Source organism: Halomonas litopenaei, assembly GCF_017303055.1.
Classification (GTDB): Bacteria; Pseudomonadota; Gammaproteobacteria; order Pseudomonadales; family Halomonadaceae; genus Halomonas; species Halomonas litopenaei_A.
Window position 1 is genome coordinate 179,904 of sequence record NZ_JAEKJT010000001.1, and the last position, 26,144, is coordinate 206,047.

25 protein-coding genes and 1 other RNA gene are annotated in these 26,144 nt (G+C 63.2%); 22 read left to right on the forward strand and 4 right to left on the reverse strand.

The features are described 5' to 3' along the window. The first annotated feature begins 78 nt into the window (after positions 1–78). The 8 genes from zapE to JF545_RS00960 all read left to right on the forward strand — a co-directional run bounded on the left by zapE (position 79) and on the right by JF545_RS00960 (position 7,206). Positions 79–1,245: a cell division protein ZapE gene (gene zapE, locus JF545_RS00925; RefSeq protein WP_206937266.1), complete on the forward strand. Its 1,167-nt coding sequence runs from the start codon at positions 79–81 to the stop codon at positions 1,243–1,245. Between the two features lie 242 nt (positions 1,246–1,487). Beyond that, a complete protein-coding gene (gene rplM / locus JF545_RS00930) occupies positions 1,488–1,916 on the forward strand; it encodes a 50S ribosomal protein L13 (RefSeq protein ID WP_206939133.1) in 429 nt (142 codons plus the stop codon). Between the two features lie 13 nt (positions 1,917–1,929). Further along, positions 1,930–2,319 (forward strand): 30S ribosomal protein S9, encoded by a 390-nt coding sequence (rpsI, locus tag JF545_RS00935; protein WP_206937268.1) that lies wholly within the window; start codon positions 1,930–1,932, stop codon positions 2,317–2,319. Between the two features lie 691 nt (positions 2,320–3,010). Beyond that, positions 3,011–3,610, forward strand: coding sequence for a ubiquinol-cytochrome c reductase iron-sulfur subunit (petA, locus tag JF545_RS00940; RefSeq protein WP_206937271.1), 600 nt, complete (start codon positions 3,011–3,013; stop codon positions 3,608–3,610). Then, positions 3,610–4,869 carry a cytochrome b gene (locus JF545_RS00945; protein ID WP_206937274.1) on the forward strand — a complete coding sequence of 420 codons (1,260 nt, stop codon included), beginning with the start codon at positions 3,610–3,612 and terminating at the stop codon, positions 4,867–4,869. The genes petA and JF545_RS00945 overlap by 1 nt, the downstream gene beginning before the upstream one ends. After that, positions 4,869–5,639 carry a cytochrome c1 gene (locus JF545_RS00950; protein ID WP_206937276.1) on the forward strand — a complete coding sequence of 257 codons (771 nt, stop codon included), beginning with the start codon at positions 4,869–4,871 and terminating at the stop codon, positions 5,637–5,639. Before JF545_RS00945 ends, JF545_RS00950 begins: the two co-directional genes overlap by 1 nt. A gap of 180 nt (positions 5,640–5,819) precedes the next feature. Continuing rightward, a complete protein-coding gene (gene sspA / locus JF545_RS00955; RefSeq protein ID WP_206937280.1) occupies positions 5,820–6,446 on the forward strand; it encodes a stringent starvation protein SspA in 627 nt (208 codons plus the stop codon). A gap of 232 nt (positions 6,447–6,678) precedes the next feature. Beyond that, positions 6,679–7,206 carry a ClpXP protease specificity-enhancing factor gene (locus JF545_RS00960; RefSeq protein WP_206937282.1) on the forward strand — a complete coding sequence of 176 codons (528 nt, stop codon included), beginning with the start codon at positions 6,679–6,681 and terminating at the stop codon, positions 7,204–7,206. A gap of 130 nt (positions 7,207–7,336) precedes the next feature. Here JF545_RS00960 and JF545_RS00965 read toward each other — a convergent pair whose 3' ends face one another. From JF545_RS00965 to JF545_RS00980, 4 genes are read right to left on the reverse strand one after another with little or no spacing between them, the layout of a single operon-like run. Then, a complete protein-coding gene (locus tag JF545_RS00965) occupies positions 7,337–7,927 on the reverse strand; it encodes a BON domain-containing protein (protein WP_206937285.1) in 591 nt (196 codons plus the stop codon). Between the two features lie 12 nt (positions 7,928–7,939). After that, complete coding sequence (locus tag JF545_RS00970; RefSeq protein WP_206937288.1) at positions 7,940–8,533, reverse strand: phosphoheptose isomerase; 594 nt, start codon at positions 8,531–8,533, stop codon at positions 7,940–7,942. 46 nt (positions 8,534–8,579) lie between these two features. Beyond that, positions 8,580–8,960 (reverse strand): YraN family protein, encoded by a 381-nt coding sequence (locus tag JF545_RS00975; protein WP_224908759.1) that lies wholly within the window; start codon positions 8,958–8,960, stop codon positions 8,580–8,582. Beyond that, positions 8,941–10,719 (reverse strand): penicillin-binding protein activator, encoded by a 1,779-nt coding sequence (locus JF545_RS00980; RefSeq protein WP_206937291.1) that lies wholly within the window; start codon positions 10,717–10,719, stop codon positions 8,941–8,943. Before JF545_RS00980 ends, JF545_RS00975 begins: the two co-directional genes overlap by 20 nt. A 46-nt stretch (positions 10,720–10,765) precedes the next feature. On the opposite strand from JF545_RS00980, the gene rsmI reads away from it, so the two are divergent. The 14 genes from rsmI to JF545_RS01050 all read left to right on the forward strand — a co-directional run bounded on the left by rsmI (position 10,766) and on the right by JF545_RS01050 (position 26,056). Then, on the forward strand, positions 10,766–11,620 hold the full coding sequence (gene rsmI, locus JF545_RS00985) for a 16S rRNA (cytidine(1402)-2'-O)-methyltransferase (RefSeq protein WP_206937294.1): 855 nt from the start codon (positions 10,766–10,768) through the stop codon (positions 11,618–11,620). Between the two features lie 32 nt (positions 11,621–11,652). After that, an RNA gene (gene rnpB / locus JF545_RS00990) (RNase P RNA component class A) lies at positions 11,653–12,005 on the forward strand. Between the two features lie 140 nt (positions 12,006–12,145). Further along, positions 12,146–13,102 (forward strand): 16S rRNA (cytosine(1402)-N(4))-methyltransferase RsmH, encoded by a 957-nt coding sequence (rsmH, locus tag JF545_RS00995; protein ID WP_206937297.1) that lies wholly within the window; start codon positions 12,146–12,148, stop codon positions 13,100–13,102. Between the two features lie 9 nt (positions 13,103–13,111). Further along, positions 13,112–13,435, forward strand: a complete 324-nt coding sequence (gene ftsL / locus JF545_RS01000) for a cell division protein FtsL (protein ID WP_206937299.1) — start codon at positions 13,112–13,114, stop codon at positions 13,433–13,435. A gap of 53 nt (positions 13,436–13,488) precedes the next feature. Beyond that, a complete protein-coding gene (locus JF545_RS01005) occupies positions 13,489–15,156 on the forward strand; it encodes a peptidoglycan D,D-transpeptidase FtsI family protein (protein ID WP_374107030.1) in 1,668 nt (555 codons plus the stop codon). Positions 15,157–15,179: 23 nt separating this feature from the next. After that, positions 15,180–16,682 carry a UDP-N-acetylmuramoyl-L-alanyl-D-glutamate--2,6-diaminopimelate ligase gene (locus tag JF545_RS01010; protein ID WP_206937305.1) on the forward strand — a complete coding sequence of 501 codons (1,503 nt, stop codon included), beginning with the start codon at positions 15,180–15,182 and terminating at the stop codon, positions 16,680–16,682. A 2-nt stretch (positions 16,683–16,684) separates the two neighbouring features. Further along, on the forward strand, positions 16,685–18,055 hold the full coding sequence (locus JF545_RS01015; protein ID WP_206937308.1) for a UDP-N-acetylmuramoyl-tripeptide--D-alanyl-D-alanine ligase: 1,371 nt from the start codon (positions 16,685–16,687) through the stop codon (positions 18,053–18,055). A 9-nt stretch (positions 18,056–18,064) separates the two neighbouring features. After that, on the forward strand, positions 18,065–19,147 hold the full coding sequence (gene mraY, locus JF545_RS01020; RefSeq protein ID WP_206937310.1) for a phospho-N-acetylmuramoyl-pentapeptide-transferase: 1,083 nt from the start codon (positions 18,065–18,067) through the stop codon (positions 19,145–19,147). Positions 19,148–19,154: 7 nt separating this feature from the next. Beyond that, on the forward strand, positions 19,155–20,570 hold the full coding sequence (murD, locus tag JF545_RS01025; RefSeq protein WP_206937313.1) for a UDP-N-acetylmuramoyl-L-alanine--D-glutamate ligase: 1,416 nt from the start codon (positions 19,155–19,157) through the stop codon (positions 20,568–20,570). Then, entirely contained in the window at positions 20,567–21,811 is a 1,245-nt protein-coding gene (gene ftsW / locus JF545_RS01030; protein WP_206937315.1) for a putative lipid II flippase FtsW, read from the forward strand. Before murD ends, ftsW begins: the two co-directional genes overlap by 4 nt. Further along, positions 21,808–22,893 carry an undecaprenyldiphospho-muramoylpentapeptide beta-N-acetylglucosaminyltransferase gene (murG, locus tag JF545_RS01035; protein WP_347401294.1) on the forward strand — a complete coding sequence of 362 codons (1,086 nt, stop codon included), beginning with the start codon at positions 21,808–21,810 and terminating at the stop codon, positions 22,891–22,893. The genes ftsW and murG overlap by 4 nt, the downstream gene beginning before the upstream one ends. A gap of 82 nt (positions 22,894–22,975) precedes the next feature. Next, entirely contained in the window at positions 22,976–24,406 is a 1,431-nt protein-coding gene (gene murC / locus JF545_RS01040) for a UDP-N-acetylmuramate--L-alanine ligase (RefSeq protein WP_206939136.1), read from the forward strand. Then, positions 24,403–25,329, forward strand: a complete 927-nt coding sequence (locus tag JF545_RS01045) for a D-alanine--D-alanine ligase (RefSeq protein WP_206937318.1) — start codon at positions 24,403–24,405, stop codon at positions 25,327–25,329. Before murC ends, JF545_RS01045 begins: the two co-directional genes overlap by 4 nt. Position 25,330: 1 nt before the next feature. After that, the gene (locus tag JF545_RS01050) at positions 25,331–26,056 is read left to right on the forward strand and encodes a cell division protein FtsQ/DivIB (protein WP_206937320.1); all 726 of its coding nucleotides are present in this window, start codon (positions 25,331–25,333) and stop codon (positions 26,054–26,056) included. Positions 26,057–26,144 lie beyond the last annotated feature (88 nt).

Genomic DNA, 26,144 nt, shown 5'->3' on the forward strand with positions numbered 1-26,144 from the left:
CTCAGCACGGCGGTCCTGCCATTCTGTCGTGGTCTGCGTATAATGCGGCTCCGAACTTGTTGACAGCCAGGACGCTACATGAGCTCTTCTGTGTCGAGCGCAGGCCGCCCAGAAACCCCGCAGGAACGCTATCAGCGTGATCTGCAGCGCGCTGATTTTACCGAAGACGCCGCCCAGGCCAACGCAGTGGCGCAGCTGCAGCGGCTGTATGACGAGCTGGTCGCGGCGCCGACACCGCGAGCACCTCAAGCGGCGCAGCGAGGTCTGACATCGCGTCTCAAGGGATTGTTCGGGCGTGACCAGGCGCCGGAGAAGCCGCCGGTGCCCGACATTCGCGGTCTGTACTTCTGGGGAGGCGTCGGCCGCGGCAAGACGTATCTCGTCGATACGTTTTATGAGGCCTTGCCCTTTCCGCAAAAGATGCGGACGCATTTCCACCGGTTCATGCAGCGCGTCCACAACGAACTCGACCATTGCAAGGGCGAGAAGAACCCGCTGCGGCTGGTCGCCGGCAAGTTCGCGGAAGAGGCGCGAGTGATCTGCTTTGACGAGTTCTTCGTCAAGGACATTACCGATGCGATGATTCTGGCGAATTTGCTGGAAGCGCTGTTTGAGCGGGGGGTGGTGTTGGTGGCCACGTCCAACATCGTCCCTGATGACTTGTACAAGGACGGCTTGCAGCGGGCCCGTTTCCTGCCGGCGATCGACTTGCTCAATCGCCACTGTGAGGTGGTCAATGTCGATTCAGGCGTGGACTACCGTCTGCGTGCGCTGGAGCGGGCCGAGATCTTCCATCATCCCCTGGACGATGCGGCAGATCAGGAGCTTGAGCGCAGCTTTCGCGAGATCGCAGGCCAGGAGGGTGAGCATCAGGTGCCCGTCGAGGTCAATCATCGGGTTCTGCATGCCCGTCGTCTTCACGAGGACGTTGTCTGGTTCGACTTCCTCGAGCTATGCGACGGACCGCGCAGTCAGAACGATTACATCGAGCTGGCGCGCGAGTTCCACACGGTGCTGGTGTCCTGTGTGCGCAAGATGGACGGTGCCACCGACGATCAGGCTCGCCGGTTTATCAACATGGTCGACGAGTTCTATGATCGCGGCGTGAAGCTGCTGATGTCGGCTGAGGTGGAGGCCGAAGCGCTGTATCACGGGGGTAAGCTCGAGTTCGAGTTTGAGCGAACGCTGTCGCGGCTGCAGGAAATGCAGTCACGTGAGTATCTGGCCTTGCCGCACAAGCCGTGAGCCAGTGTCGTTGGCTGTCAGGAAAAGACCCCGCTGGAGAAACAGAGGGTGACGTCGAGCGTGTGGTTGTGTAGAATGCGCGCTCGCTCGACCGTTGTGCCGACACCCCGGTGGGTTGTGGTGTCGGGCAACCAAGAAAAATAGGGATGATCTCTGCACGGTGCTGCCTGGTGTCGCGAGTATTCAAGCGCTATCAGGAGAAGAGCCGGGAGATCCAACACATCGAATTGGTGATTTCATCCATGAAGACGTTCAGTGCTAAGCCGCAGTCCGTCCAGCGCGACTGGTATGTCGTCGATGCCGCGGACAAGACGCTCGGTCGTCTGGCTACCGAAATTGCTCGCCGCCTGCGTGGCAAGCACAAGCCGGAATATACTCCCCATGTGGACACCGGTGACTACATCGTCGTCATCAACGCCGAGAAGGTGAAGGTGACTGGCAACAAGGCCAGCGACAAGATGTACCACCGTCACACCGGTTACCCGGGTGGCCTGCGCTCCATGACCTTCAATCAGCTGATCGACCACGCTCCTGAGCGTGTCATCGAAGGCGCCGTCAAGGGCATGCTGCCGAAGGGCCCGCTGGGTCGTGCCATGCACGCCAAGCTCAAGGTCTACGCCGGTTCCGAACATCCGCACGCTGCCCAGCAGCCGCAAGAACTGAACATCTGAGGGAATCTTCGCCATGACACAGCAGTATTACGGTACCGGGCGCCGCAAGACCTCTACCGCGCGCGTCTTCCTGAAGCCGGGCACCGGCAAGATCACCGTCAACAGCCGTGACCTGAACGAATACTTCGGCCGCGTTACCGGTCGCATGGTGGTTCGTCAGCCGCTGGAACTGACCGAGACTCTCGAGCAGTTCGACGTCTACGTCACCGTCAAGGGCGGCGGCGGCAGTGCCCAAGCTGGCGCTATCCGTCACGGCATTACCCGTGCCCTGATGCAGTACAACGAAGACTTCCGCAAGCCGCTGCGCGCAGCTGGCTACGTCACTCGTGACGCACGTGAAGTCGAGCGTAAGAAGGTCGGTCTGCGCAAGGCGCGTCGTCGCCCGCAGTTCTCCAAGCGTTAATCGATACGCTTGCCGATCGCACAGCGCCCGGGCCAATGGCCCGGGCGCTGTCGTTTTCGGATGCGGTTTTGGCGCGTGTGCGCGTGGCGTCTACGTCGGTAGCGAGCCCGAATTTGCTCCCAGGGGCTGTCGCTCCGTGCGTTTCTCGTGTCCTCTCTGCGTCTCCCGCTTCTTGTCGCTCTTCTTGTGCTTCTTCTTGTGTCTCTTCCTTTTATCCCTTCCTGTCGCTTTTTCTCTAGCTCGACCTCTGATGGTCTCCTTGCGCTGCCCCCTTCTTGCTAGCGTGCCTCCCTCTTGGTTTCCAGTGCGCTACCCCTTTTACCACGCTGCGTCTGCCGCGAGTGCTGTACTCGGCCAGGCCGGGCGTGTGCCTGGCGTGTTCCGCGATGCGACCGTTGGTGACGGGGCTCCGGCGGTGACTTTTGTGCTGATCCGCTAGCCGTCCTGTGAGGCTGGAGTTGCGGCCTTGATGCGCTTGAGGCCCTTCTTTTGCCGCAGGGCGCTCGGGCACATCGTCATAAAGTTGTTCCATGTCAAATGTATGGGGCTTGCACGGGGTGTCTTGCCCGGAGGTCTTCTTGTGCGGGTGGGGGGGATTTCCTAACATACAAGCCACTTGTATCCGTGGTCACGGACATTCAAGGGACCGTGAAAACAACAACGGATAAAGTCTGATGGGAGAAACCAGATCATGGCAGACAACGGCGTGAACAAGGGGCGGCGCCGTTTCCTCGTGGGTGCTACCTCCGTGGTTGGGGCGGTCGGCACTGTCGGGGTAGCGGTTCCCTTTGTGGCATCCTGGCAGCCGAGTGCCAGAGCGCGGGCGGCAGGGGCTCCCGTTCAGGCGGATATCTCGAAGCTCGAGCCGGGGCAGAGAATGACCGTCGAGTGGCGCGGGCGGCCTGTATGGGTCATCAATCGCACTCCAGAGATGATTGAGCGCACCGAGGCGCTGGGAGAAGACGTGCTGGCCGACCCCGAGTCTGCCAAGCCGCAGCAGCCCGGCTATGCCGGAGGCCATTTGCGCTCCATTCGACCTGAGATCGGGGTGCTGGTAGGGATCTGTACGCACCTTGGCTGTTCGCCGCTGTTCAAGCCCGAACCCAATGCCGAAGGGGTGGGGGTAGTAGACTGGCCGGGCGGCTTCTTCTGTCCTTGCCACGGTTCGCGTTTTGATCTGGCGGGCAGGGTCTTTCGCAACGTTCCCGCTCCCGTGAACCTGGAGGTTCCGCCCTATTACTTTGTCAACGAGTCGGTCATCGTGGTCGGTGAAGACGGGGAGGGTGCGTAATGGCAAATCCCAACAAGGCCAAGGCCGAGCGCGGTCTCATGCGCTGGATCGACGATAGATTCCCGGCGACCCAGATGTGGCAGGAGCATCTGTCAGAGTACTACGCGCCCAAGAACTTTAATTTCTGGTACTTCTTCGGATCCCTCGCTCTGCTGGTGCTGGTCAATCAGATTCTGACCGGCGTCTGGCTGACCATGAGTTTCAACCCCAGCGCCGAGGGCGCCTTTGCCTCCGTCGAATACATCATGCGGGATGTGGAGTACGGCTGGTTGATCCGCTACATGCATTCCACCGGCGCCTCGGCATTCTTCCTGGTGGTCTATCTGCATATGTTCCGTGGTCTGCTCTACGGCTCCTACAAGGCGCCCCGTGAGCTGGTCTGGATCTTCGGCATGGCGATCTATCTGGCGCTGATGGCCGAGGCTTTCATGGGTTACCTGCTGCCCTGGGGGCAGATGTCCTACTGGGGCGCTCAGGTCATCATTTCCCTGTTTTCCGCCATCCCCGGTATCGGTCCGGACCTGGCCCAGTGGGTACGCGGAGATTACTTGATCTCCGGGATTACCCTGAACCGCTTCTTTGCCCTGCACGTGGTGGCGCTGCCGATCGTGATCCTGGCATTGGTGGTGCTGCACATCATTGCTTTGCATGAAGTGGGCTCCAACAATCCTGATGGCATCGACATCAAGGCCAAGAAGGATGAAACCGGCAAGCCGCTGGACGGGATACCCTTCCATCCCTACTACACGGTCAAGGACATCGTGGGTGTCGCCGTGTTCCTGTTTGTCTTCTGTGCGGTGATCTTCTACTTCCCCGAAGGTGGCGGGTATTTCCTCGAGAAGCCCAACTTCGAGCCGGCGAATCCCTTGAAGACCCCGGACCATATCGCTCCGGTCTGGTACTTCACGCCGTTCTACGCCATCCTGCGCGCGATTACCTTCTCGCTGTTCGGTCTTGATGCCAAGTTCCTCGGTGTCATCTTCATGGGCGCAGCCATTGCGGTGCTGTTCGTGCTGCCCTGGCTTGACCGCTCGCCGGTGCGTTCCATTCGCTACAAAGGCTGGATCTCGAAGATCATGCTGGTGCTGTTTGCCATCAGCTTCGTGATTCTTGGTGTGCTTGGGGTATTGCCGCCCACGGCAGGCCGCACGTTGCTCGCCCAGGTCTGCACGGTGATCTACTTCGCCTTCTTCCTGTTGATGCCGATCTATACCCGGCTGGAGAAGACCAAACCCGTTCCTGAAAGGGTGACTGGCTAATGAAAAAGCAACTGTTCGCACTGCTCTTCGCGCTAGTCCCCATGGCCGCCTTGGCCGCGGGTGGAGAGGGGGTGCATCTGCGCAGCATGTCGCCGGACCTGGAAAACCAGGCGTCTCTGCAGAGCGGGATGAAGCTGTACGTGAATTACTGCATGGGCTGTCATTCGCTCGAGTACCAGCGGTTTTCACGGGCTGCAGAAGACCTGGATATGCCTCAGGTTCTGGTCGAGGATAATCTGATCTTTTCGCCGGATCTCGGCTACAACGATCAAATGCACAAGGCCATGAGCGCCGAGGATGCAGAAGTGTGGTTCGGCAAGGCGCCACCCGACCTGACCTTGGAGGCAAGGCTGCGGGGCACCGATTGGATCTACACGTACCTGCTGAGCTTCTATCGCGACAGCGAGCGGGCGACCGGGGTGAATAATGTGGTGTTCCCGTCTGTGGGCATGCCCAACGTGCTGGAGCCTCTGCAGGGGGTTCAGGAGCAGGTCTGCGCGGCGTCTGATCATGCGGTAGGCGACGCCGAGCTGGACCCGCTGACGGGCAAGTTCCAGTCCTGCGAGACGCTGCAGATTACCTCGCCCGGCAGCATGGAGCCCAAGGAGTTCGAGCAGGCCGTGTATGACCTGACCAACTTCCTTGCCTACGTCGGCGAGCCGTCCAAGCTTCATGCCCAGGCGCTGGGCCCCAAGGTGCTGATCTTCATATTTTTGTTCGGCATCGTGGCGTACTTCCTCAAGCGTGAGTATTGGCGCGACATTCATTGAGGCAGTGGCGGCACGGCGGGCGTATGGGAGACCATGCGCCCGCCGTGCGTTGTGCGCTATGATGTGTCGCCCCGTGTGGCGAAAACGCTCGCGCGAGGGTGAAAGATGTCCCCTTCTTGCCCCCCGTACAGGGGGTTGTCGTGTTATCATCCCGGCTTGAACTGATGCGAGGATTGTTTCATGGGTGTAGTGGCCAAGCGGTCGTCGATGATCTTCTATTCCGGTGGCGAGGACCATTTCAGTCACCGTGTGCGGATCGTGCTGGCTGAAAAGGGCGTCGCAGTGGATATTGTCGAAGTGACTGACGACAAGCATCCCGAGGAGCTTGCGGACCTGAACCCGTACAACAGCGTGCCGACGCTGTTGGATCGTGACCTGGTGTTGTACGAGTCCAAGGTCATGATGGAGTATCTGGACGAGCGTTTTCCGCATCCGCCGCTGCTGCCGGTCTACCCCGTTGCGCGTGCTCAGAGCCGTCTTTGGATGCACCGCATCGAGCGCGAGTGGTGCCCGATGGTCGATCGCATCCTGTCCGGCAGCAAGAAAGAAGCCGACAAGGCGCGTAAGGAGCTGCGGGAGAGCCTGATAGGGATCTCGCCGATCTTCGAAGACATGCCGTTCTTCATGAGCGAAGAGTTCACTCTGGTGGACTGCTGCCTGGCGCCGATTCTGTGGCGTTTGCCCGCGCTCAACATCGAGCTGCCGGAGAAGCAGGTGCGTCCGTTGATGAGCTACATGGAAAAAGTGTTTGCTCGTGATGGCTTCCGCGCTTCTCTGTCCGAAGCCGAGCGCGAAATTCGTCCCTGAAGGCAACCTGCCCGGTGAGAGTCGGTGCTGGGTGGCGACGCGCCGTTCGGGGCCGCGAGCGGTCCCGAAAGAATGACGGCGAGAGCGCTGCGGCCTCTCGCCTTTCTGCATGTTGCCGCGGTGCGGCTGCCTGGTTGCAGGCACGGAGTACGTCCAGCGTGGCGACACCCCGGGTAGCCGGCCTCGGTCGGGACGATCCGAGTTCCCATTTGCCAACCAAGAGGGCCAAAGTATGAAGTCCAGTCGACCCTATCTGGCCAGGGCGCTCTATGAGTGGCTGCTGGATAACGAATTGACCCCCTATATCGTCGTTGATGCCGAGTACGACAATGTCGAGGTGCCGAGACAGTTTGTCCAGAATGGACAAATCGTGCTGAACCTTGGCCCAAGTGCAGTGCGTGACCTGCATATGGGCAATGACATGATTCGGTTTTCCGCGCGTTTCAGCGGCAAGTCAGAGCTCCTCTTTGTTCCCATCCCTGCATTGATCGCGCTGTACGCTCGCGAAAACGGTGTGGGCATGGTGTTTGGTCATGAGCCTGAGTTGCCGACGGATGAGGCCAACGATGTCGATGAGGCGCCTGTGCTTGAGAGTGTCAAGCGCCCACAGGCAGACGCCGAGCCGTCGGACCAGAACGCTGAGTCCAGTGGCGAGGAAGAGCTGACCTCGGCGGCAGAGGCTGACGAGACCGACGCCAAGAGTGATGGGCAGGCGAAGCCTCCGCGCAAGGGGCGGCCATCGTTGCGGGTCATCAAGTAACGCTGGGGCTCACCCCCGGTAGAGCGCTGCGCTGTCACCATGGTGTGGGTATCAGGCGGTAGCGCTGGCCTTATCGTCAAAAAAACGGCGTCCCCATGGGGACGCCGTTTTTTTCGCGGTGTCGGCAGCATCAGTCGATGTAGTCGAATACCTTGACGATGCGCTCCATTCCGCCCGCGTTGGAGACAATATTTACCGCGCGGTCCGCCTCGGCGTGGGTAACCAGTCCCATCAGATAAACGGTGGCGTTTTCCGTCACCACGGTGATTCTTCCGGAGTCCACCTGATCGCTGGTGGCCAATGCGGTGCGTGCCTTGGTGTCGAGCCAGGCGTCATTGAGGCGCTGGCTGGTGGGCAGGTTTGCTGCCACGGTCAGTTCGTTGTGCACGCGGCGCACGTTGCGCACTTGGCTGACCACCTCTTCGGCGCGCTGCTTGAGTTCAGCACTGGGCACCTGGCCGGTCAGCAGGACCACGCCGTTGTAGCTGTCGACGTTGATACGGGCGTCGGCCAGTCGAGCATCGGTGCGTCCCAGGTTGTGAGCCGCCTTGGTCTCGATGCTCTCGTCTTCCACCGTGGCACCCAAGGTGCGTTCGCCGTAGTCCTCGTCAATGGTGCCGGGGTTGGTCACCGAGGTGACGGTGGTGCATCCCGCCAGGGCAACGGAGAGCAGCAGGGCGGCCAGCAAGGGGTGTGTGGGACGGGTGTGGGGTTGTTTCATGATATTCACTCGTTACTCGCTTGCACCAAAAAGTTGTTCGTCGATCAGATCGCACAGGCAATGGATGACCAGCAGGTGCACCTCCTGGATGCGCGCCGTGGACGTCGCTGGGACGCGAATCTCGCAATCATCCTGTCCCAGCAGCGAGGCCATGTTGCCGCCGTCGCGGCCAGTCAGGGCCACAACGGTCATGTCGCGATCATGGGCCGCCTGGATGGCCTGGATGACGTTGGCGGAGTTGCCGCTGGTAGAGATGGCCAGCAGCACGTCGCCGGGCTGTCCCAGGGCGCGAATCTGCTTGGAGAAGACCTCGTTGTAGCTGTAATCGTTGGCAATGGAGGTCAGCGTCGAGGTGTCAGTGGTCAATGCCAAGGCTGGCAGGCTGGGACGTTCGCGCTCGAAGCGGTTCAATAGCTCAGATGAGAAGTGCTGGCTATCACCAGCGCTGCCGCCATTGCCGCAGGCCAGGATCTTGCCGTCGGTGACCAGGCACTGGACCATCATCTGGCTGGCTACCTCGATGAACGGAGGAAGCACTTCGCTGGCATAGGTCTTGGTGTCGATGCTGTCGTTGAATTGTCCGAGAATTCGGCTCTGGAAATCCATGCTGCCTTCCTGGTCCATGGGGGCATCCGCGGGGACGCCCGGTGTGTCAGTTCGCTTCGAATGCATTGGCCAACCACTCGGTCTCAAGCTGTGGCGGGGCGCCGGTGATCGCCAGAACATCGAAGCGGCAGGGACATGATAGCCCGTTGTGCTGCAGATAAAAACGCGCCGCCCGGACTAGGCGGCGCTGCTTGGTCGTCGTGATGGTTTCCGCGGCCGAGCCGTGGCGGGCGGTGCGGCGATGGCGAACTTCCACGAAGACCAGGGTGTCGCCATCGCGCATGACCAGATCGAGCTCTCCTCCCGGAAAGCGCTGGTTGCGCGCTACCGGGAGCAGGCCTTGCTGCTCAAGCCAGTCTTGTGCGTAGCGCTCGATGGCCTGGCCGCGCTGAACGGCGTCCCTGGGGTCAGGGGGTCGCATTGTCATTGCTGGCGCCAGCGCTATCGCCGAGTCCGTCGCTGAACACCGGGGCCGGCACGCCGTCGCTGAACTGTGCCCATGGCAGCTCACGGTAGATGCGGCCGTCACCTGTGGTGCTCAGGGTGCCGGTAGCGCCCTGAATCCGCGAACCAGGCAGTGCCTGGATCTGGGGCATGCGACGAGCCAGCTCATAGGCGTCGACGCCCATGGCCATCAGGCGGAACATGGAGGGTGATCCTTGTTCCTTGAGTTCGCGGTAGCTGTCGTAGTAAGGCAGTGCCTCGGCGCCGCCCACCGCTGCGTCGGGGATGTTCCAGGGAATATCGGCGAATTGAACGCCGTTGAGGTCCTTGTCGAGGCGCGGCTGAGGGGAGCCTTCGTACAGGTGGGACGTCGCGTATACCGGCAGGTTGGAGGCCGAATAGTACTCCATGGTCGGCGGAACCTGGCGCGCGTAGTCTGGTAGAGCCAGCAGGAACAGCATGTCCGGACGCGGATTGCTGATGGCGCGGCGGGTGCTGTCGGTGGCCGGCGCCCCCGGGTTGTAGCGAACCGCGGTGGCAATGTCGCCGCCGAGCTCGCTCCAGGTGTTCCAGAAGGCTTCGCCAACACGCTGCCCCCAATCGTTGTCAGGCACCAGCATGGACGCACTGCGATGGCCATCCTGCCAGCCCCGGCGAGCCGCCTGGCGCGCTTCGTCTTCGGCAGACAAGCCGTACTCGTACAGGTTCTTGGTCTGGTTGGCGGCGGATTGACCGTAGTTGAGGGCCAGAGTGGGCAGCGGCAGCTCGGCCCGGCTTTCCAGCTGAGTCACGTCGCTCTTGTCGAGCGGACCGATCACCACCTGGGCACCGCTGCTCTGGGCCTGCTGGTAGAGTTGGTCGAGGCTTGCGCTGGAGGCATCCAGGAAGCTCAGCTGGGCACCGTTGCCGCCACCGTTGACAACGTTGGACTGCTGGGTGCGGATGCCTTGCTCGATGGCGTCGGCAACTCCCGCCAGCGGGCCGGATTCAGGCAGCAGGACGGCGATATTCTGCACGCTCTGGCCGCGCAGTTCGCGTAGCTTGCCAATCTGGCTGGGCAGGCGGCGATTGGCCGGGTGGTCCGGGTTGGCGACGCGCCAGTCATCAAGGCGGGCAAAAAGCCCCTGGATGTCGCCGCCGCTGCTGTTGACCAGGCGGGTCAGCTCCAGCCAGCCCGTCACGATGGCGTTATCGGGCTGGGACAGGGCGTCCAGTTGGCGGTTGTTGAGCGCGCTGAGCTGGTCCCAGATGGCGTCGTTGATGTCTTCCCGGCCGGTATCGCTCTGCACCTGCATCAGCGCTCGGGCTGCCTCCTGGGGCTGGCCCAGCTGACCCAGGGCGAGTCCCTGGCGCAGGCGCAGCAGGTTGGCATCGTCGCTTGCCAGCTGCAGGTCATCCAGCACGCCAGCCGCCTTGATCACCGCCTGGGGGTTGCCCTCGCTGTCACCCAGCTCAGAGAGCAGCATCGCCCAGTCACGCAGGCTCTCGCCAGAGAGCTGGCTTGCGTCCAGGTTGTTCAGCACCTCGAGCGCCTGGGGGCGCCGCCCGGAGCGTGCTAGGATATCGCCCGCTCGCAAGCGGGTCTCGGCGGCTTCTGTGCCTTGTTGCTGTGCGGCCTGAGCAAGAAGCTTATCCGGGTCGTCATCCATGGCCCGTTGCACGATGCTTGGTGTGAAACTGCAGCCGGCCAGAGAGATGGCCAGTACAGCAGCGGCCACGGGGCCGCGAGTCAAAGTCCTCATGAATCCTTCCTTGTCCGTGTTCCGGATGGCAGCCCAGGGAGCCAAGATGTCAGAAGTGAAAGCCGGTTCATTGTACGTGGTCGCCACGCCAATTGGGAATCTGGAAGATTTGAGTCCGCGAGCAGCGGCGGTGCTGGGGCGGGTGGCCCTGGTAGCTGCAGAGGATACTCGGCACAGCGCGCGCTTGATGCGCCACCTCGGTGTCGCGCCTGCGATGGTCTCCGTGCATGACCATAATGAGGCGTCCCGGGTAGAGCTGCTGAAGCGCCGCCTGCTCGACGGTGATGACGTGGCGCTGATCAGTGATGCGGGGACTCCCCTGATCAGTGATCCGGGGTTCGTGGTGGTGCGCGAGCTGCGCCAGCAGGGCTTCTCGATCGTGCCGATTCCCGGTCCCTGTGCCCTGATTACCGCCTTGAGCGCCGCGGGGCTGCCCACCTCCTCCTTTACCTTTCATGGCTTTCTGCCCGCCAAGGGCAGCGGTCGGCGAGCCCGGCTCGAGACCTGGCGCGGCGATACAGGTACGCAGGTGTGCTATGAATCGCCACACCGCATCAAGGATCTGCTGGCGGACCTGGCCGCGTTGCTGGGCGATCGTCAGGTAGTGCTGGGGCGTGAATTGACCAAGACCTTCGAAACCTTCCTCGATGGCACGGCGGCGGAGCTTCTTGCGGTGATCGAGGAAGATCCCAATCAAGCCCGCGGCGAGTTCGTGGTGATGGTGGCCGGAGCGACTGAGGTGGCGTCCGCAGGGCAGGCGGTGGAGGAAGATACCTTGCTGCGAGCGCTTCTCGACGAAGGTGTCGGTGTGAAGCAGGCGGCGGGTGTCGCCGCGCGGGTGCTGGGCGGAGCCAAGAAGACATGGTATGCCAAGGCCCAGTCACTGAAGGACGGGGATTGAGGGGGTGGCGGGGCACTGGTATGCTTGCCGCGGGAGTTGGCCAGACAGTCGCCGCCGCCGCAAGGCGGGGGAGGAAAGTCCGGGCTCCATAGGGCAGAGTGCCAGGTAACCCCTGGGCGGCGTGAGCCGACGGAAAGTGCAGCAGAGAGTAGACCGCCTACGTCTCCTCAGGGAGGCCGGCAAGGGTGAAAGGGTGCGGTAAGAGCGCACCGCGCGCCTGGCAACAGTGCGTGGCACGGTAAACCCCACTCGGAGCAAGACCAAATAGGAACCCGTTGGCGTGGCCCGCGCTGGGTTCGGGTAGGTTGCTTGAGGGCAGTGGTGACACTGCTCCTAGAGGAATGGCTGTCCTCGACAGAACCCGGCTTATCGGCCGACTCCCCCAGATGTTCTGTGCTCGGGCCTGCGGCCCGGGCATTGCCTCATGAATCTGTGCGGCCAGGAGCCCAGTGGCGAGAGAGTTCCACCGCTGACGGCGTCGTTGGCTGGCCGCGCGTTGGAATATCATCGTCGAACGAGAGCTGCATGCCGTCACCCTCCTCAGAAACGTCCGTGCGCGGCTTCGCCCATGAAAGCGTCTTGCTCGACGGTGCCGTCGATGCCCTGGTACATGATGCCGGTGGTACCTACCTGGACGGCACGTTTGGGCGTGGCGGACACTCCCGCGCCATCCTTTCGCGATTGAACGATAGTGGCAGCCTGCTGGCGCTGGACCGTGATCCCCAGGCTATCGCCGAAGCTGCGTCCATCGATGACCCTCGTTTCAGCATTGAGCAGACCGAGTTCGCGCGGCTCAGGGAAGTGGCCCAGGCGCGCGGCCTGGATGGTCGTCTGTCGGGCATTTTGCTGGATATCGGGGTGTCGTCGCCTCAGCTGGATGATCCCGAGCGGGGTTTCAGCTTTCTACGCGATGGTCCGCTGGACATGCGCATGGATCCGACCCAGGGCGAAAGTGCTGCTGACTGGTTGGCGCGCGTTGATGAAGCCGAGATGAGCTCGGTGTTCAAGCGCTATGGTGAGGAGCGTTTTGCGCGACGCCTCGCCAGGGCGGTGATCGAGCGCCGTCAGCAGCGTCCCTTCACGCGCACAGCTGACCTGGCCGAGGTGATCAAACAGGCCCATCCGGCCTGGGAAAAAGGCAAGCATCCGGCCACCCGGGTGTTCCAGGCCATGCGCATCCACGTCAATGGCGAGCTGGATCAGCTTGAACTCGCCCTTGACGCCGCACTCGAGGCGTTGGCGCCGGGTGGCCACCTGGTGGTGATCAGCTTTCATTCGCTGGAAGACCGTCGGGTGAAGCGCTTTATCCGCGACCACGTCAAAGGGGATACCAATGTGCCCAAAGGTATTCCGTTGCGGGATGATCAGATCGCTCGTCGACTGGAATCCGTGGGCAAGGCCTTGAAGGCGAGCCCGCAAGAGGTCGAGGCCAACCCGCGTGCGCGCAGTGCCGTGATGCGTGTGGCGCGCAAGCGCTATTGAGGAAAGCAGATGGCTCAAGGACGACAGGATCTCAACGCCTTTGGCTGGCCGCTGCCGACAGCGCTGTCACCGAGGCTGTTGCTGGTGGCCGCGCTGCTGCTGGCGTGCCTGATGTCGGCGCTTGCCGTCATCAGCGTCAGTCATCAAACTCGCCAGCACTATGCGACCCTTCAGGAGCTCGAGCGAGAGCAGCAGCAGCTGCAGACCGAATGGGGGCAGCTGTTGCTGGAAGAGAGCGCCTGGTCGACTCCTTCGCGGATTGAGCGATTGGCGGTAGAGCGGCTCGAGATGCGCTTGCCGGATATCCATGACATCGAGGTGATTGGGCCATGACCGCGGAGCTCCCTCGGGGTGTGACGCCGCGACGACCTCCGCCCATGGAGCCGATGGGTCGTGCGCGCTACATCGTCATGATGACGCTGATCCTGGTCGGGCTGGGGCTACTTGCCGGACGCATCGTCGACCTGCATGTGATCAATCGAAACTTTCTGCAGGTGCAGGGCGACGCGCGTACCCTGCGCACCGACCCGATACCCGCCCACCGGGGCATGATTACAGATCGCCACGGGGAGCCGTTGGCGATATCCACGCCGGTTGTCACGCTCTGGGCCAATCCCCAGGACCTGCCGGATGACAACATCCAGCGACTGAGGCTGGCTCAGGCACTGGGCCAGGACCTGGATGCGCTCAACGATCGCATCGAGCGGTATAGCGAACGAGAGTTCATGTATCTGCGGCGTCGGATGACCCCAGCCCAGGCCGAGGAAGTGCTGAAGCTGAGGGTGCCCGGGGTCCATGCCCGGGAAGAGTACAAGCGCTACTACCCGGCGGGAGAGGTGATCGCCCAATTGCTGGGTGTGACCAACGTCGACGATCAGGGGCAGGAGGGGCTGGAGCTGGCCTATCAGTCCTACCTGTCGGGAGAGCCCGGCAAGCGCCGCGTGCTCAAGGATCGTCGTGGCCGCCTGGTGCGGGATCTCGAGGTTCTTCAGGAAGCCGAACCGGGCGGCAACCTCACGCTCTCCATCGACCAACGCCTGCAATACATGGCATACCGCGAGCTTAAGGCTGCGGTGGATGAAAACGATGCCGACGGCGGCGTGCTGGTGATGATGGACGCACGCACCGGCGAAGTGTTGGCCATGGCCAACCAACCCTCGTACAACCCTAACAATCGCGCAGGACTGGATCCTCAGGGCTTGCGCAACAGGGCCATGGTGGACGTGTTCGAGCCGGGATCGGTGATGAAGCCCTTGGCCATGTCGGCGCTGCTGGAAACCGGCCGGTTTCCCCCCGACCTGGTGGTGGATACCTCCCCCGGCTGGATGCGCATCGATCGCTACACGATCCGTGACGTGTCCAACAATGGTGCCTTGACCCTGGCGGGTATCCTGCGCAAGTCCTCCAATATCGGCATGGCCAAGCTGACCTTGCAGCTCGATGATCCGGTGGTGCCTGACCGCTACCGCGCACTGGGCTTCGGGCAGGCGCCGGGCACCGGCTTTCCCGGCGAGGCCACGGGCAACATGCCGGCTCCCGCGGTCTGGTCGAGCAGTCAGTGGGCGGCCTTGTCCTACGGTTACGGTCTGTCGGTCACGGCGCTGCAGTTGGCCAGCGCCTATACCTCCATTGCCAATCACGGCGAACGTCTTCCGCCCTCTCTGCTGCGCCTCAGTCGCGAGCCCCAGGGGGAGCAGGTGGTCCAGCCGGACGTGGCTGACCGCGTCCTGGCCATGATGGATGAAGTCGTGGCACCGGGTACCGGCGCTCGCCGGGCCCTGGTTCCCGGTTACAGCGTGGCCGGCAAGACCGGTACCGTGCGCAAGAGCGGCAGTGGCGGTTACGAGCAAAATGCCTACCGCGCGCTGTTTGTCGGCATCACGCCGGTGTCGGATCCGCGGATCATCACCGTGGTCATGATTGACCACCCACGGGGCGACGCCTATTACGGTGGTGCCATCGCCGCGCCGGTATTCTCGCGGGTGGCCGGCAGCGCCCTGCGAATTCTCGACGTACCGCCAGATCGCCCCGATGAGGAGGCCGGTACCCCATGATGCAGACCTCGACGGAGCCTGGCATGACCCTTTCTCTGGCACGCCTCAAGGGCGTGCTGCTGCAGTGTTGGCAAGACCTGCCGCTGACGCAGGACGATCAGGACGAGGCGCTGGCGGTGACGCTCAGCACCGACAGTCGCGAGATCGCCGAAGGCGATGTCTTTATCGCGATCCCTGGCGTGGCGGGCGACGGTCGAGCCTTTGTCGATCAGGCTCTGGCCCAGGGGGCACTGATGGTCCTCGCCGAGGCGAAGGAGGGCCAGCCCAGGGTCGATGGTCGAGTGCTGTGGCTGCCAGAGCTCGCTGACAGGCTCGGCGAGTTTGCTCGCAGCGTCTACCAGGTACCCGACAGCCTGGAGTTGATCGGGGTGACCGGGACCAATGGCAAGAGTTCAGTGACCCATTATATTGCCGAGCTGTCAGCGGCCATCGGTGTCGACTGCGGGGTGATCGGCACCTTGGGTCACGGGCGCCCTGGCGCTCTTGCGCAGGGCATTCACACCACCCCCCAGCCCTTGGCGCTGCAGCGCCAGCTGGGTGAGTTGGCGGCCTCGGGGCTGCAACGGGTGGCCATGGAAGTGTCCAGCCACGCTCTCGAGCAGGACCGCGTGGCGGGATGTCGCTTCCATGCCGCCGTGTTCACCAATCTCAGTCGCGACCACCTGGACTATCACGGCAGCATGGTGGCCTATGCGGCAGCCAAGGCAAAGCTATTCAAGCGTCCTGAGCTCGGGCTGGCGGTCGTCAATGGTGACGATCCTCTGGCGCGATTGATGCTGGCCGGGGTGTCCCGTGATACCCGCGTACTGGCCTGCGGTGAGGCGTCTGACGTGTCGCTGCGAGTGCTGGACGTGGAGCCGCATGCCAGCGGCCAGCGCGCGCTGATCGCGACCCCCGACGAAGAGCGGGTGCTGCAGCTGCCATTGTTGGGTCGCTTCAATCTCGACAACGTGCTGCTGGCGATGGCCAGCCTCTATGGGCTGGGCGCGGGCATCGACGAGCTGGTGGCTGCCGCTGAGCGCTTGACCCCTGTGCCCGGGCGGATGCAGGCCATCCTGCGCGAGCATGCACCGGTGGTGGTCATCGACTACGCCCATACGCCAGATGCCCTGGACAACGCACTGGCAGCGCTCAAGGCGCATCTGCCTGGGCGTGGCAAGCTATGGTGTCTGGTAGGCTGCGGTGGCGACCGTGACAGCGGTAAGCGCCCGTTGATGGCACAGGTGGCTGCCCGTCACGCCCAAGCTGTGGTGATCACCGATGACAACCCGCGCAGCGAGGATCCTGCTGCCATCCGTGAGGCCATGCTGGAGGGGCTGACCGCCGAACAGCGCGCCAGCGCCTGGAATATTGCTGGTCGTGGCTTTGCGATCGCCCGAACGGTGGCGGAAGCGGGTCCCGATGACGTCATTCTGGTGGCCGGCAAGGGGCACGAGACCTACCAGGAAGTGCTTGGCGTCCGCCATGACTTTTCCGACCTGGATGAGGCGCAAGCCGCCCTCGACCAGCGCCCAAGGAGGCTCTAAGCATGCGTCGTGATGAGCTCACCACGCTGTCAGGCGTCTGTCGTGCGCTAGGCCTGTCAGAGGCGGATGTTGAAGACAGCGAGATGGCTTCGATCGTCACCGACACGCGTCAGCTGGTTCCCGGCTCGCTGTTCGTGGCGTTGCGAGGGGAGCGCTTCGACGCTCACGACTTTGTGTCCCAGGCGCGCCAGGCCGGTGCGATCGCGGCGGTGGTCGAGCGCGCGGTGGACGATCCGCTGCCACAGCTGGTGGTGGGGGATACGCGGATGGCGCTGGGGCTGCTGGCCAGAGCCCATCGTCGGGCCTGGAAGGGTCCCATCGTCGCGGTGACGGGTAATAGCGGCAAGACGACCGTCAAGCAGATGCTGGCGACGCTGCTCGGCCGCGCAGGCTCGACCCTGGCGACCCAGGGCAATCTGAACAACGATATCGGCGCTCCACTGACGCTGCTGCGGTTGGCGCCCGAGCACCGCCAGGCGGTGGTGGAGCTTGGGGCCAACCATCTCGGCGAGATTGCCTGGACAACGGCACTGGCCGAGCCCCAGGTGGCGGTGATTACCAATGTGACGGGTGCCCACGTCGGTGAGTTTGGTGGCATGGGACGGATAGCTCAGGCCAAGGGGGAAATCCTGGCCGGGCTGGCAGCCTCCGGGATCGCCGTGCTGAATCGCGATGATCGCTACTTCTCGATGTGGTCAGCCTTGGCGGCGCCGCGCGAGGTCATCGGTTTCGGCTTGACCCGAGAAGCACGCATGAATGCCTCGGAACTGGTCTGTGATGAGCTCGGGCGCTATGCTTTCACGCTGAATTTCGATGGCAGTGTGCTGGGGCGGGTGCAGCTCCCCCTGATGGGCCTGCACAATGTGTCAAACGCTCTGGCAGCCGCCGCAGCGGCCATGGCAATGGGGCTTTCCGGGGAAGAGGTGGTGGCTGGTCTTGCGCTGGTCACCCCGACGGCCGGGAGACTGACGGTCGAGCAGGGGCTGCGTGACAGTCGGCTGCTGGATGACACCTATAATGCCAACCCAGGGGCAGTCAAGGCGGCGATCGATGCGCTGTTGGGTCTGCCTGGCCCTCATTGGTGTCTGCTCGGCGCCATGGGTGAACTGGGAGCCGCGTCCGATGAGCTGCATGCGGACATCGGGCGCTACGCGCGGGAACGCGGTATCACATTTCTCGGCACCCTGGGAGAGGCGGCCAACCCTGCCGCCCAGGCCTTCGGTGAAGGTGGGTGCCATTTTTCTGATCAGGCGGCGATGGTCCGCCACGTGCAGCAACATTTGCCCCAAGGCGCCAGCGTGTTGGTGAAGGGCTCCCGCTCTGCGGGGATGGAGACTGTCGTGGCAGCCTTGCGCCCAGATGTTTCAAGGTGAACCTGATACATGTTGCTTTTCCTGGCTGAAGTGTTGGCGAACTATCAAAGCGCCTTCAACGTCTTTGGTTATCTCACTCTGCGGATGATTCTGGCGACCATCACGGCGCTGGTGCTGTGCCTGTGGTTCGGGCCGCTGATGATCCGCCGGTTGGTCGAACGTCAGATCGGGCAGGCGGTTCGCGATGACGGTCCGCAGTCGCATCTGTCCAAGGCGGGGACGCCGACCATGGGCGGTGCGATGATCCTGATGGCCATGGCGGTGAGCACGCTGTTGTGGGGGGACCTGACCAACCACTATGTGTGGGTGGTGCTGCTGGTGACCCTCGGCTTCGGTGCCATCGGTTGGGTCGACGACTATCGCAAGGTCGTGGAGAAAAACCCGCGGGGCCTGCCTGCTCGCTGGAAGTACTTCTGGCAGTCGGTGATTGGTCTGGCGGCTGCGGTGGTGCTGTACGTGACGGCGGCATCGCCGGTGGAAACCAGCCTGATCCTGCCCCTGTTCAAGGACTTCGTCCTGCCCCTGGGCCTGTTCTATATCCTGTTGACCTATCTGGTGATCGTCGGTGCGTCCAACGCGGTGAACCTGACCGATGGCCTGGACGGCCTGGCGATCATGCCGACGGTCATGGTGGCCATGGGGCTTGGGGTGTTTGCCTATGCCAGCGGTAATGCGGTGTTTTCCAGCTACCTGCAGATTCCGATGATTCCCGGTGCCGGTGAACTGGCCGTGTTCTGCGCCACCATCTCCGGCGCTGGCCTCGGTTTTCTCTGGTTCAACACCTATCCCGCCCAGGTCTTCATGGGCGACGTGGGCGCGCTGGCCCTGGGGGCTGCGCTGGGTGTGGTCGCGGTGATTGTGCGCCAGGAGGTGGTGCTGTTCATCATGGGCGGCGTGTTCGTCATGGAAACCGTGTCGGTCATACTTCAGGTGGGCTCCTACAAGCTGACCGGGCGGCGGATCTTCCGCATGGCTCCGCTGCACCATCACTTCGAATTGAAGGGATGGCCTGAGCCGCGTGTGATCGTGAGGTTCTGGATCATCACCGTGGTGCTCGTGCTGCTGGGTCTCGCAACCCTCAAGATTCGCTGAGGCTGACATGAACGCGAGTCGCTCACGCTTGCCGCAGCACCTGGTGGTGCCGGCGTCGATGACGGTTGTGGTGGGTCTTGGGGTATCGGGGATGGCTATCTGTCGTCATCTGGAGCGCCTTGGCCGAGAGTTCATGGTGGTGGATACCCGCGACGCCCCGCCTGGACTCGATGCGTTTCTGCGTGAGTTTCCCGAGGTGCCGTACCGCCTAGGCCCACTAGCGGGGCTCGTCCTCGATCACGCGCGGGAAGTCGTGCTCAGCCCTGGTGTCGACCCCCATCAGCCGTGCTTTGCAGCCCTTGCCGAGGATCGCCGGGACGATACGGGAGAGCCACGGCTGATCGGCGAGATTGCACTGTTTTGCCGCGCCTGCCAGGCACCGATCGCCGCCATCACCGGCGCCAATGCCAAGTCCACGGTGACCACCCTGGTAGGCGAGATGGCGCGTGAGGCCGGTTGCAAGGTCGCGGTGGGAGGCAATCTCGGTACCCCGGCCCTCGACCTGCTGATACAGGAGCCGTCGGCGGACCTCTACGTGCTGGAGCTGTCCAGCTTTCAGCTCGAGACCACCCCTTGGCTTGGCGCCGAGTCCGCTGCCTTTCTCAACCTGAGTGAGGATCACCTCGATCGCCATGGTGATATGGCGGGCTATCGTCGAGCCAAGCAGCGGATTTTCCGCGGTGCCTCCCATGGGGTCATCAATGCGGAAGACCCTGAGACCTGGCCGCAGTCGTCACTGCCTGCGGTGTCGCGCTTTGGGGTCGTGGATCCCGCGCCCGAGCATGATGACTGGGGCGTGGCAGAGCACCAGGGCGAGCCGTGGTTCATGCATGGCCCGCGCCCGTTGTTTCCGGTTTCCCGCATGCGTCAGGTAGGACGCCATCATCAGGCCAACGCCTTGGCCGCCATGGCCATGGGGTATCGGCTCGGATTTCCGCTGGAGGACATGGCCAGGGTGCTGGAGAGGTTTACCGGGCTTGCGCACCGCAGTGAGTGGCTGGCAACGGTAGGCGAGGTCGACTGGATCAATGACTCCAAGGGCACCAACGTCGGCGCCACGCTGGCCGCCATTGCCGGTCTCGGGCCGACCCTCAAGGGGCGGCTCATCCTGCTGGCCGGCGGTGTGGGCAAGGGGGCTGACTTCAGTCCCTTGGCGCAGCCGCTGGGGCACTACGCACGGGAGGCCGTGCTGTTTGGTCAAGACGCGCCGCAGCTGGCACAGGCGTTGGCCGAGCGGGTGCCGGTGACGCGGGTCGACGATCTACGCGCTGCGGTTGAGCGTGCCCGGCACATCGCCGAGCCGGGAGACGTGGTGTTGCTGTCGCCTGCCTGCGCCAGCCTCGACCAGTTCCCCAACTATCTGGCTCGCGGCGAGGCCTTCCGCTCGCTTGTTCACGCTCTGGCCAATGGAGGCCGTACATGAGTCGCCTGTCCCGAACCCGGCATCGTTTCGGTGTCCTGCGCGAGCACCTGTCGACTCGTGATCACAGCTTTGATGGCTGGTTGCTGGTCGCCACCCTGTCGCTGCTGTTGATGGGTTGGATCATGGTGACCTCGGCGTCTACCGAAGTAGCGACCAGCCTGACCGGCAATGCCTGGTACTTCAGTATTCGACACGGCATCTTTGTGCTGGGTGGCCTGACGGTTGGCGCTCTGGCGCTGCGAGTGCCGCTGGCCTGGTGGAAGGCCAATGGCCCGCTGCTGCTGCTGGTCGGGCTGGTGCTTTTGCTGCTGGTGCTGCTGGTGGGGCGTGAGGTCAATGGCAGCCGTCGCTGGCTGTCGATTCCCGGAGTGCCGTTCAATTTGCAGGCTTCCGAGGTAGCCAAGCTCTGCCTGATCACCTACATGGCCGGTTATCTTGAGCGGTTCTTGCCCCAGGTGAGGCGTCAGTGGGGAGCGTTCCTGCGTCCTCTGGTGGTGGTGGGCGTGGTCGCGGTGCTGCTGATTCTCGAGCCGGATTACGGCGGTGTCGTGGTCATGACCAGCTGTGTCATGGGGATGCTGTTGATGGCGGGGGCGCCCTGGGGGCGTTTCATTCTGCTGTTTATTCTGGTGGGGTCTCTCGGCGCCATCCTGGCGGTGGCCGAACCTTACCGGATGGCACGCCTGACCAGTTTTATCGATCCCTGGGCGGACCAGTTCGCCAGTGGTTATCAGCTGACCCAGGCGTTGATCGCCTTTGGGCGCGGCCATTTGATCGGCATGGGCCTGGGAAACAGCGTGCAGAAGCTGTTCTACCTGCCGGAAGCACACACCGATTTCGTGTTTGCGGTGCTGGCTGAAGAGCTCGGCATGATCGGGGCCATCGCCGTCGTTGGCCTGTTCGCCCTGCTGGTATGGCGGGCAATGGCGGTGGGTCGCCGGGCTGAGCTTGCCAGAATGCCCTTCGCTGCGTACCTCAGTTATGGCATTGCGCTGGTGATTGGCGCCCAGGCATTTATCAATATTGCGGTCAGTACCGGCATGCTGCCGACCAAGGGGTTGACCCTGCCGCTACTGTCCTACGGCGGGTCCAGCCTGGTGGTGAGCTGTGTCATGGTGGCACTGCTGCTGCGGGTGGATGTCGAGACCCGCGAGCGATTGCGCCGGCAGTCTCCGACAGCCAAGCGCGAGTCGGGGCGCAGGGCGCCGAGACGAACCCAGGCTGCAGGAGTGAAGCCGTGAGCGAGCAACAGGGAAGGCGAGCATTGATCATGGCCGGCGGCACCGGGGGACATGTTATTCCCGCACTGTCGCTGGCGCGGGGCCTTCAGGCTCAGGGCGTTGAGGTGGCCTGGCTGGGTAGCCCCAGGGGCATAGAGAATCGTCTGGTTCCGGAGGCGGGCATCCCGCTTCACCAGATCGCTGTCAGCGGCTTGCGCGGTAACGGCGCTGCCGGCTGGTTGTTGGCGCCGGTGCGGCTGTCCCGTGCAGTGTGTCAGGCTCGCCAGGTCATTCGTGAATACGACCCCCAGCTGGTGGTAGGGCTGGGCGGCTTCGCCAGCGGCCCCGGTGGGCTGGCGGCGAAGTGGTGTGGCAAGCCACTGGTGATACATGAACAGAACGCGGTCGCCGGCTTGACCAACCGCGCGCTGTCGCGCTTGGCGCGGCGCGTCTATGCCGCCTTTCCCCAGGCCTTTGGCGGCAGGGCAGAGGTGATCGGCAATCCCGTGCGTGAGGATATTGCCGCGCTGGGCGACACCCTGCGACAGGCCAGCGAGATGCGTGGCCGACGACTGCGCCTGTTGGTGGTGGGCGGATCCCTGGGTGCCTTGGCGCTCAATCAACAGATGCCCGAGGCGCTGGCCTCGCTCCCGGAAGAGATGCGTCCCGAGGTCCGCCATCAGGCGGGGCGCGACAAGGACCAGGCGACCCGCAAGGGCTACGCCGCCAGCGGCGTCGAGGCACAGGTCAGTGACTTTATCGCGGATATGGCGGCGGCCTATGACTGGGCCGACCTGGTGGTCTGCCGTTCCGGTGCCCTGACCGTGGCCGAGCTGGCTGCGGCGGCAAAGCCAGCCTTGTTCGTGCCATTTCCCCATGCGGTGGACGATCACCAGACGGCCAACGCCCAGGCATTGGTCAGCGCTGGCGCGGCGGCACTGATTCAGCAACGAGACATGAACCCGACGTCTCTGGCACAGCGCCTTGAGACGTTGCTTGAGCCCGACACATTGGCGAGCATGGCGAGCAAGGCACGGGCTGAGGCCCATCTGGACGCCGTGGATCGACTGGTAGCGGGCTGTATGGAGACAGGCTTTGAGTAATCAGACCCAAGGGCCGGTACCCGGCCAAGTGACCCCATCTCCTCTTGCCGGACAAGGCCCGGCCCCCGCACGTGGCCTGGGCATGCGCCGGATTCGTCGCATTCACTTTGTGGGTATCGGTGGCGCCGGCATGTGCGGTATCGCGGAGGTGCTGGCTAACCAGGGCTATCACGTCAGCGGCAGCGATCTGCGCCGCTCATCCGTGGTAGCTCGCCTGGAAAGCTGCGGCGCGCGGGTGTTCATCGGACATGCCGCGGAGCACGCCGATGGCGCGGACGTGGTCGTCGTGTCCACCGCAGTGGCCGAGGACAACCCAGAGCTCAAGTGGGCCCACGAACACCGTGTTCCGGTAGTGCGCCGGGCGGAAATGCTGGCCGAGCTGATGCGCTTTCGGCACGGCATCGCGGTCGCCGGCACCCACGGCAAGACCACCACGACGAGCTTGACGGCTACCCTGCTGGGTGAAGGCGGGCTGGATCCCACCTTCGTTATCGGCGGCAAGCTGACCAGTGCTGGCACCAACGCCCAGCTAGGCCAGGGTGACTACCTGGTGGCCGAGGCGGACGAATCTGACGCATCCTTCCTGCACTTGCAGCCCATGGTCAGCATCGTGACCAATATCGATGCCGACCATATGAGCACCTATGGTGGAGATTTCGAGCGGCTGAAGCACACCTTTATCGAGTTTCTGCACAACCTGCCGTTCTACGGCCTTGCAGTATTGTGCATCGATGATGACAACGTGAGAGGTCTGCTGGACCGTATCAATCGCCAGTTTGTTACCTATGGCTTCTCTGCTGACGCTGACTACCGCATCGAGAACTTCGAGCAGAGTGCTGGTGAAGTCCGTTTTACCGCGGTGCGCCCGGGGGATCTTGAAGATCTCGAGGTAAGGCTGGCCATGCCGGGCCGTCACAACGCGCTGAATGCACTGGCCGCGATTGCCGTGGCGACGGATGCCGGGGTCGAGGCTGGCGCTATCCTCCGAGGGTTGGCCGGGTTTGCCGGTGTCGGGCGTCGGTTCCAGGTTCACGGCAACTTCCCTGCACCCCGGCGTGAGGGTGACGGCCAAGCCGAAGCAGACGTTATGCTGGTCGATGACTATGGCCATCATCCCCGTGAAGTGGAGATGGTGATCAAGGCGGTGCGTGATGGCTGGCCCAGCCGTCGTCTGGTCATGGTGTACCAGCCACACCGTTATTCCCGTACACGGGATCTCTACGAGGACTTCGTGCGCGTGCTGTCCAGCGTCGACACCCTGGTGCTGCTCGACGTCTACAGCGCTGGTGAAGCGCTGCTTCCCGGTGCCGACGGGCGCAGCCTGGCCGGATCGATCCGCCAGCGCGGAGAAGTGGACCCGATCTTTGCCCAGGACAAGACGGAGCTGCCGGCGTTGCTGGCCAAGGTGGTCAAGCCTGGCGACATTCTGATCACTCAAGGCGCGGGCGACGTGGGGGGTATTTCCCAGCGACTGGCCGATGCTCTGCTGCAGTTTGATGAGGTGACACTGTGAACCAACACGCGCAATCCCTTGGCCATGTTGTGGTTGTCTATGGCGGCCACAGCGCCGAGCGTGAGGTCTCCCTGAAGAGTGGTGCAGCGGTGCTGGCCGCTTGTCAGCGCCTGGGTCTGAACGTGACCGGCTACGACCTCGCCGACGGCGGCGTCGCCGGGCTTGAGGCGCTGAGCCCTGACCTGGTGTTCATCGCTCTGCACGGCCGGGGCGGTGAGGACGGCTGTCTGCAAGGGGCGCTGGAACTGGCAGGCATTCCCTACACCGGTAGCGGCGTGCTGGCGTCGGCGCTGGGCATGGACAAGATGCGCACCAAGGCGCTGTGGCAGGCGCTGGGGATGCCCACCCCCGAGAGCGTACTGCTGACACCCTCAGCCGACTGGGATGAGGTCGTCGCGAAGCTGGGTCTGCCCCTGGTCGTCAAGCCAGTGCATGAGGGATCGACCATCGGCATCAGCATCGTCAAGAGCCGTTCGGAGCTCGAAAATGCCTATCACGAGGCCGCCAGATTCGACGCCCGAGTGATGGCCGAGCGTTTTGTGAGCGGAGACGAATTTACCTTGTCGGTTCTTGGCGACAAGGCGCTTCCGGCCATTCGCGTCGAGGTGCCCAGCGGCTTCTATGACTATGAGGCCAAATACCTGTCCGACGAGACGATCTACCACCTCCCGTGCGGCTTGAGCGAGGCCGAAGAGACGGCGCTGGGCGAGCTGTGCGTCGCCGCTTTCGAAGCCATTGGTTGCCAGGGCTGGGGGCGTGTCGACGTGATGCGGGACAGCGACGGGCGTTTCTGGCTGCTTGAGGTCAATACAGTGCCGGGCATGACCGATCATAGTCTGGTGCCTCAGGCGGCAGCCCACGCCGGGATGAACTTCGACCAGTTGGTACTGGGGATCATCGATACCGCCAGGGAGCGCGGCTGACATGACCCGACGCGGCTCGTCGCTTGGCATCTTTCTGCTCGTCGTCCTGCTGGGGGCGGGCGGTCAGGCGTTATGGCTATGGCTTGATCGTCCCATCGAAAGAGTGTCCATTGGAGGTGAGCTGCATCATGTGGACGCCTCTTATCTCAAGCGACAATTGGCACCCTTGGTACAGGGCAAGACCTGGCTGTCGGTGGATCTGGAGGCCCTGCGGGAAGAGGCGCTCAAGGTCGGCTGGTTGAAGGAAGTGCGCATTCGTCGCGAGTGGCCGAATGCGCTCACCTTCGAGCTGGAAGAGCAGCGCCCGGTGGCCCGTTGGAACGATGACAAGCTGTTGAATGCCGAGGGCGAGCCCTTCGCCTACGCTCCGGTAGCGCCCCCTGACGGTCTGCCGGACATGGCGGGTCCGGTGGGGGCGGGCGCAGAGGTGCTGGCCTACTTCGCCACCCTGGAGCAGCGCTTGGAGCGGATGGGGCTCGACGTGCAGCAGCTGCGCCTCGAGCCACGCGGTGCATGGCGCTTCCAGTTGGCCAGTGGGGTCTGGATCATGCTCGGGCGTGGCGATCTCGAAGCACGCCTCGGGCGTCTCGAAGCCGCTTGGCGAGGTGAGTTGGGCAGTGTGGCGTCGCACATTCGCTACATCGATCTGCGTTACCCCAACGGGGTCTCCGTGGCCTGGCATGGTGAGACGGAGCCGGTCGATGGGGCCGAATCGTCCAATGGCTGAGCGTCGCCTTTAATCGACAAAAGAACGACGGCGATTAAAAGTGGCGACACTCTTGCTGCTCAAAGACAGGTTTTCGAGGTTTCTTTTG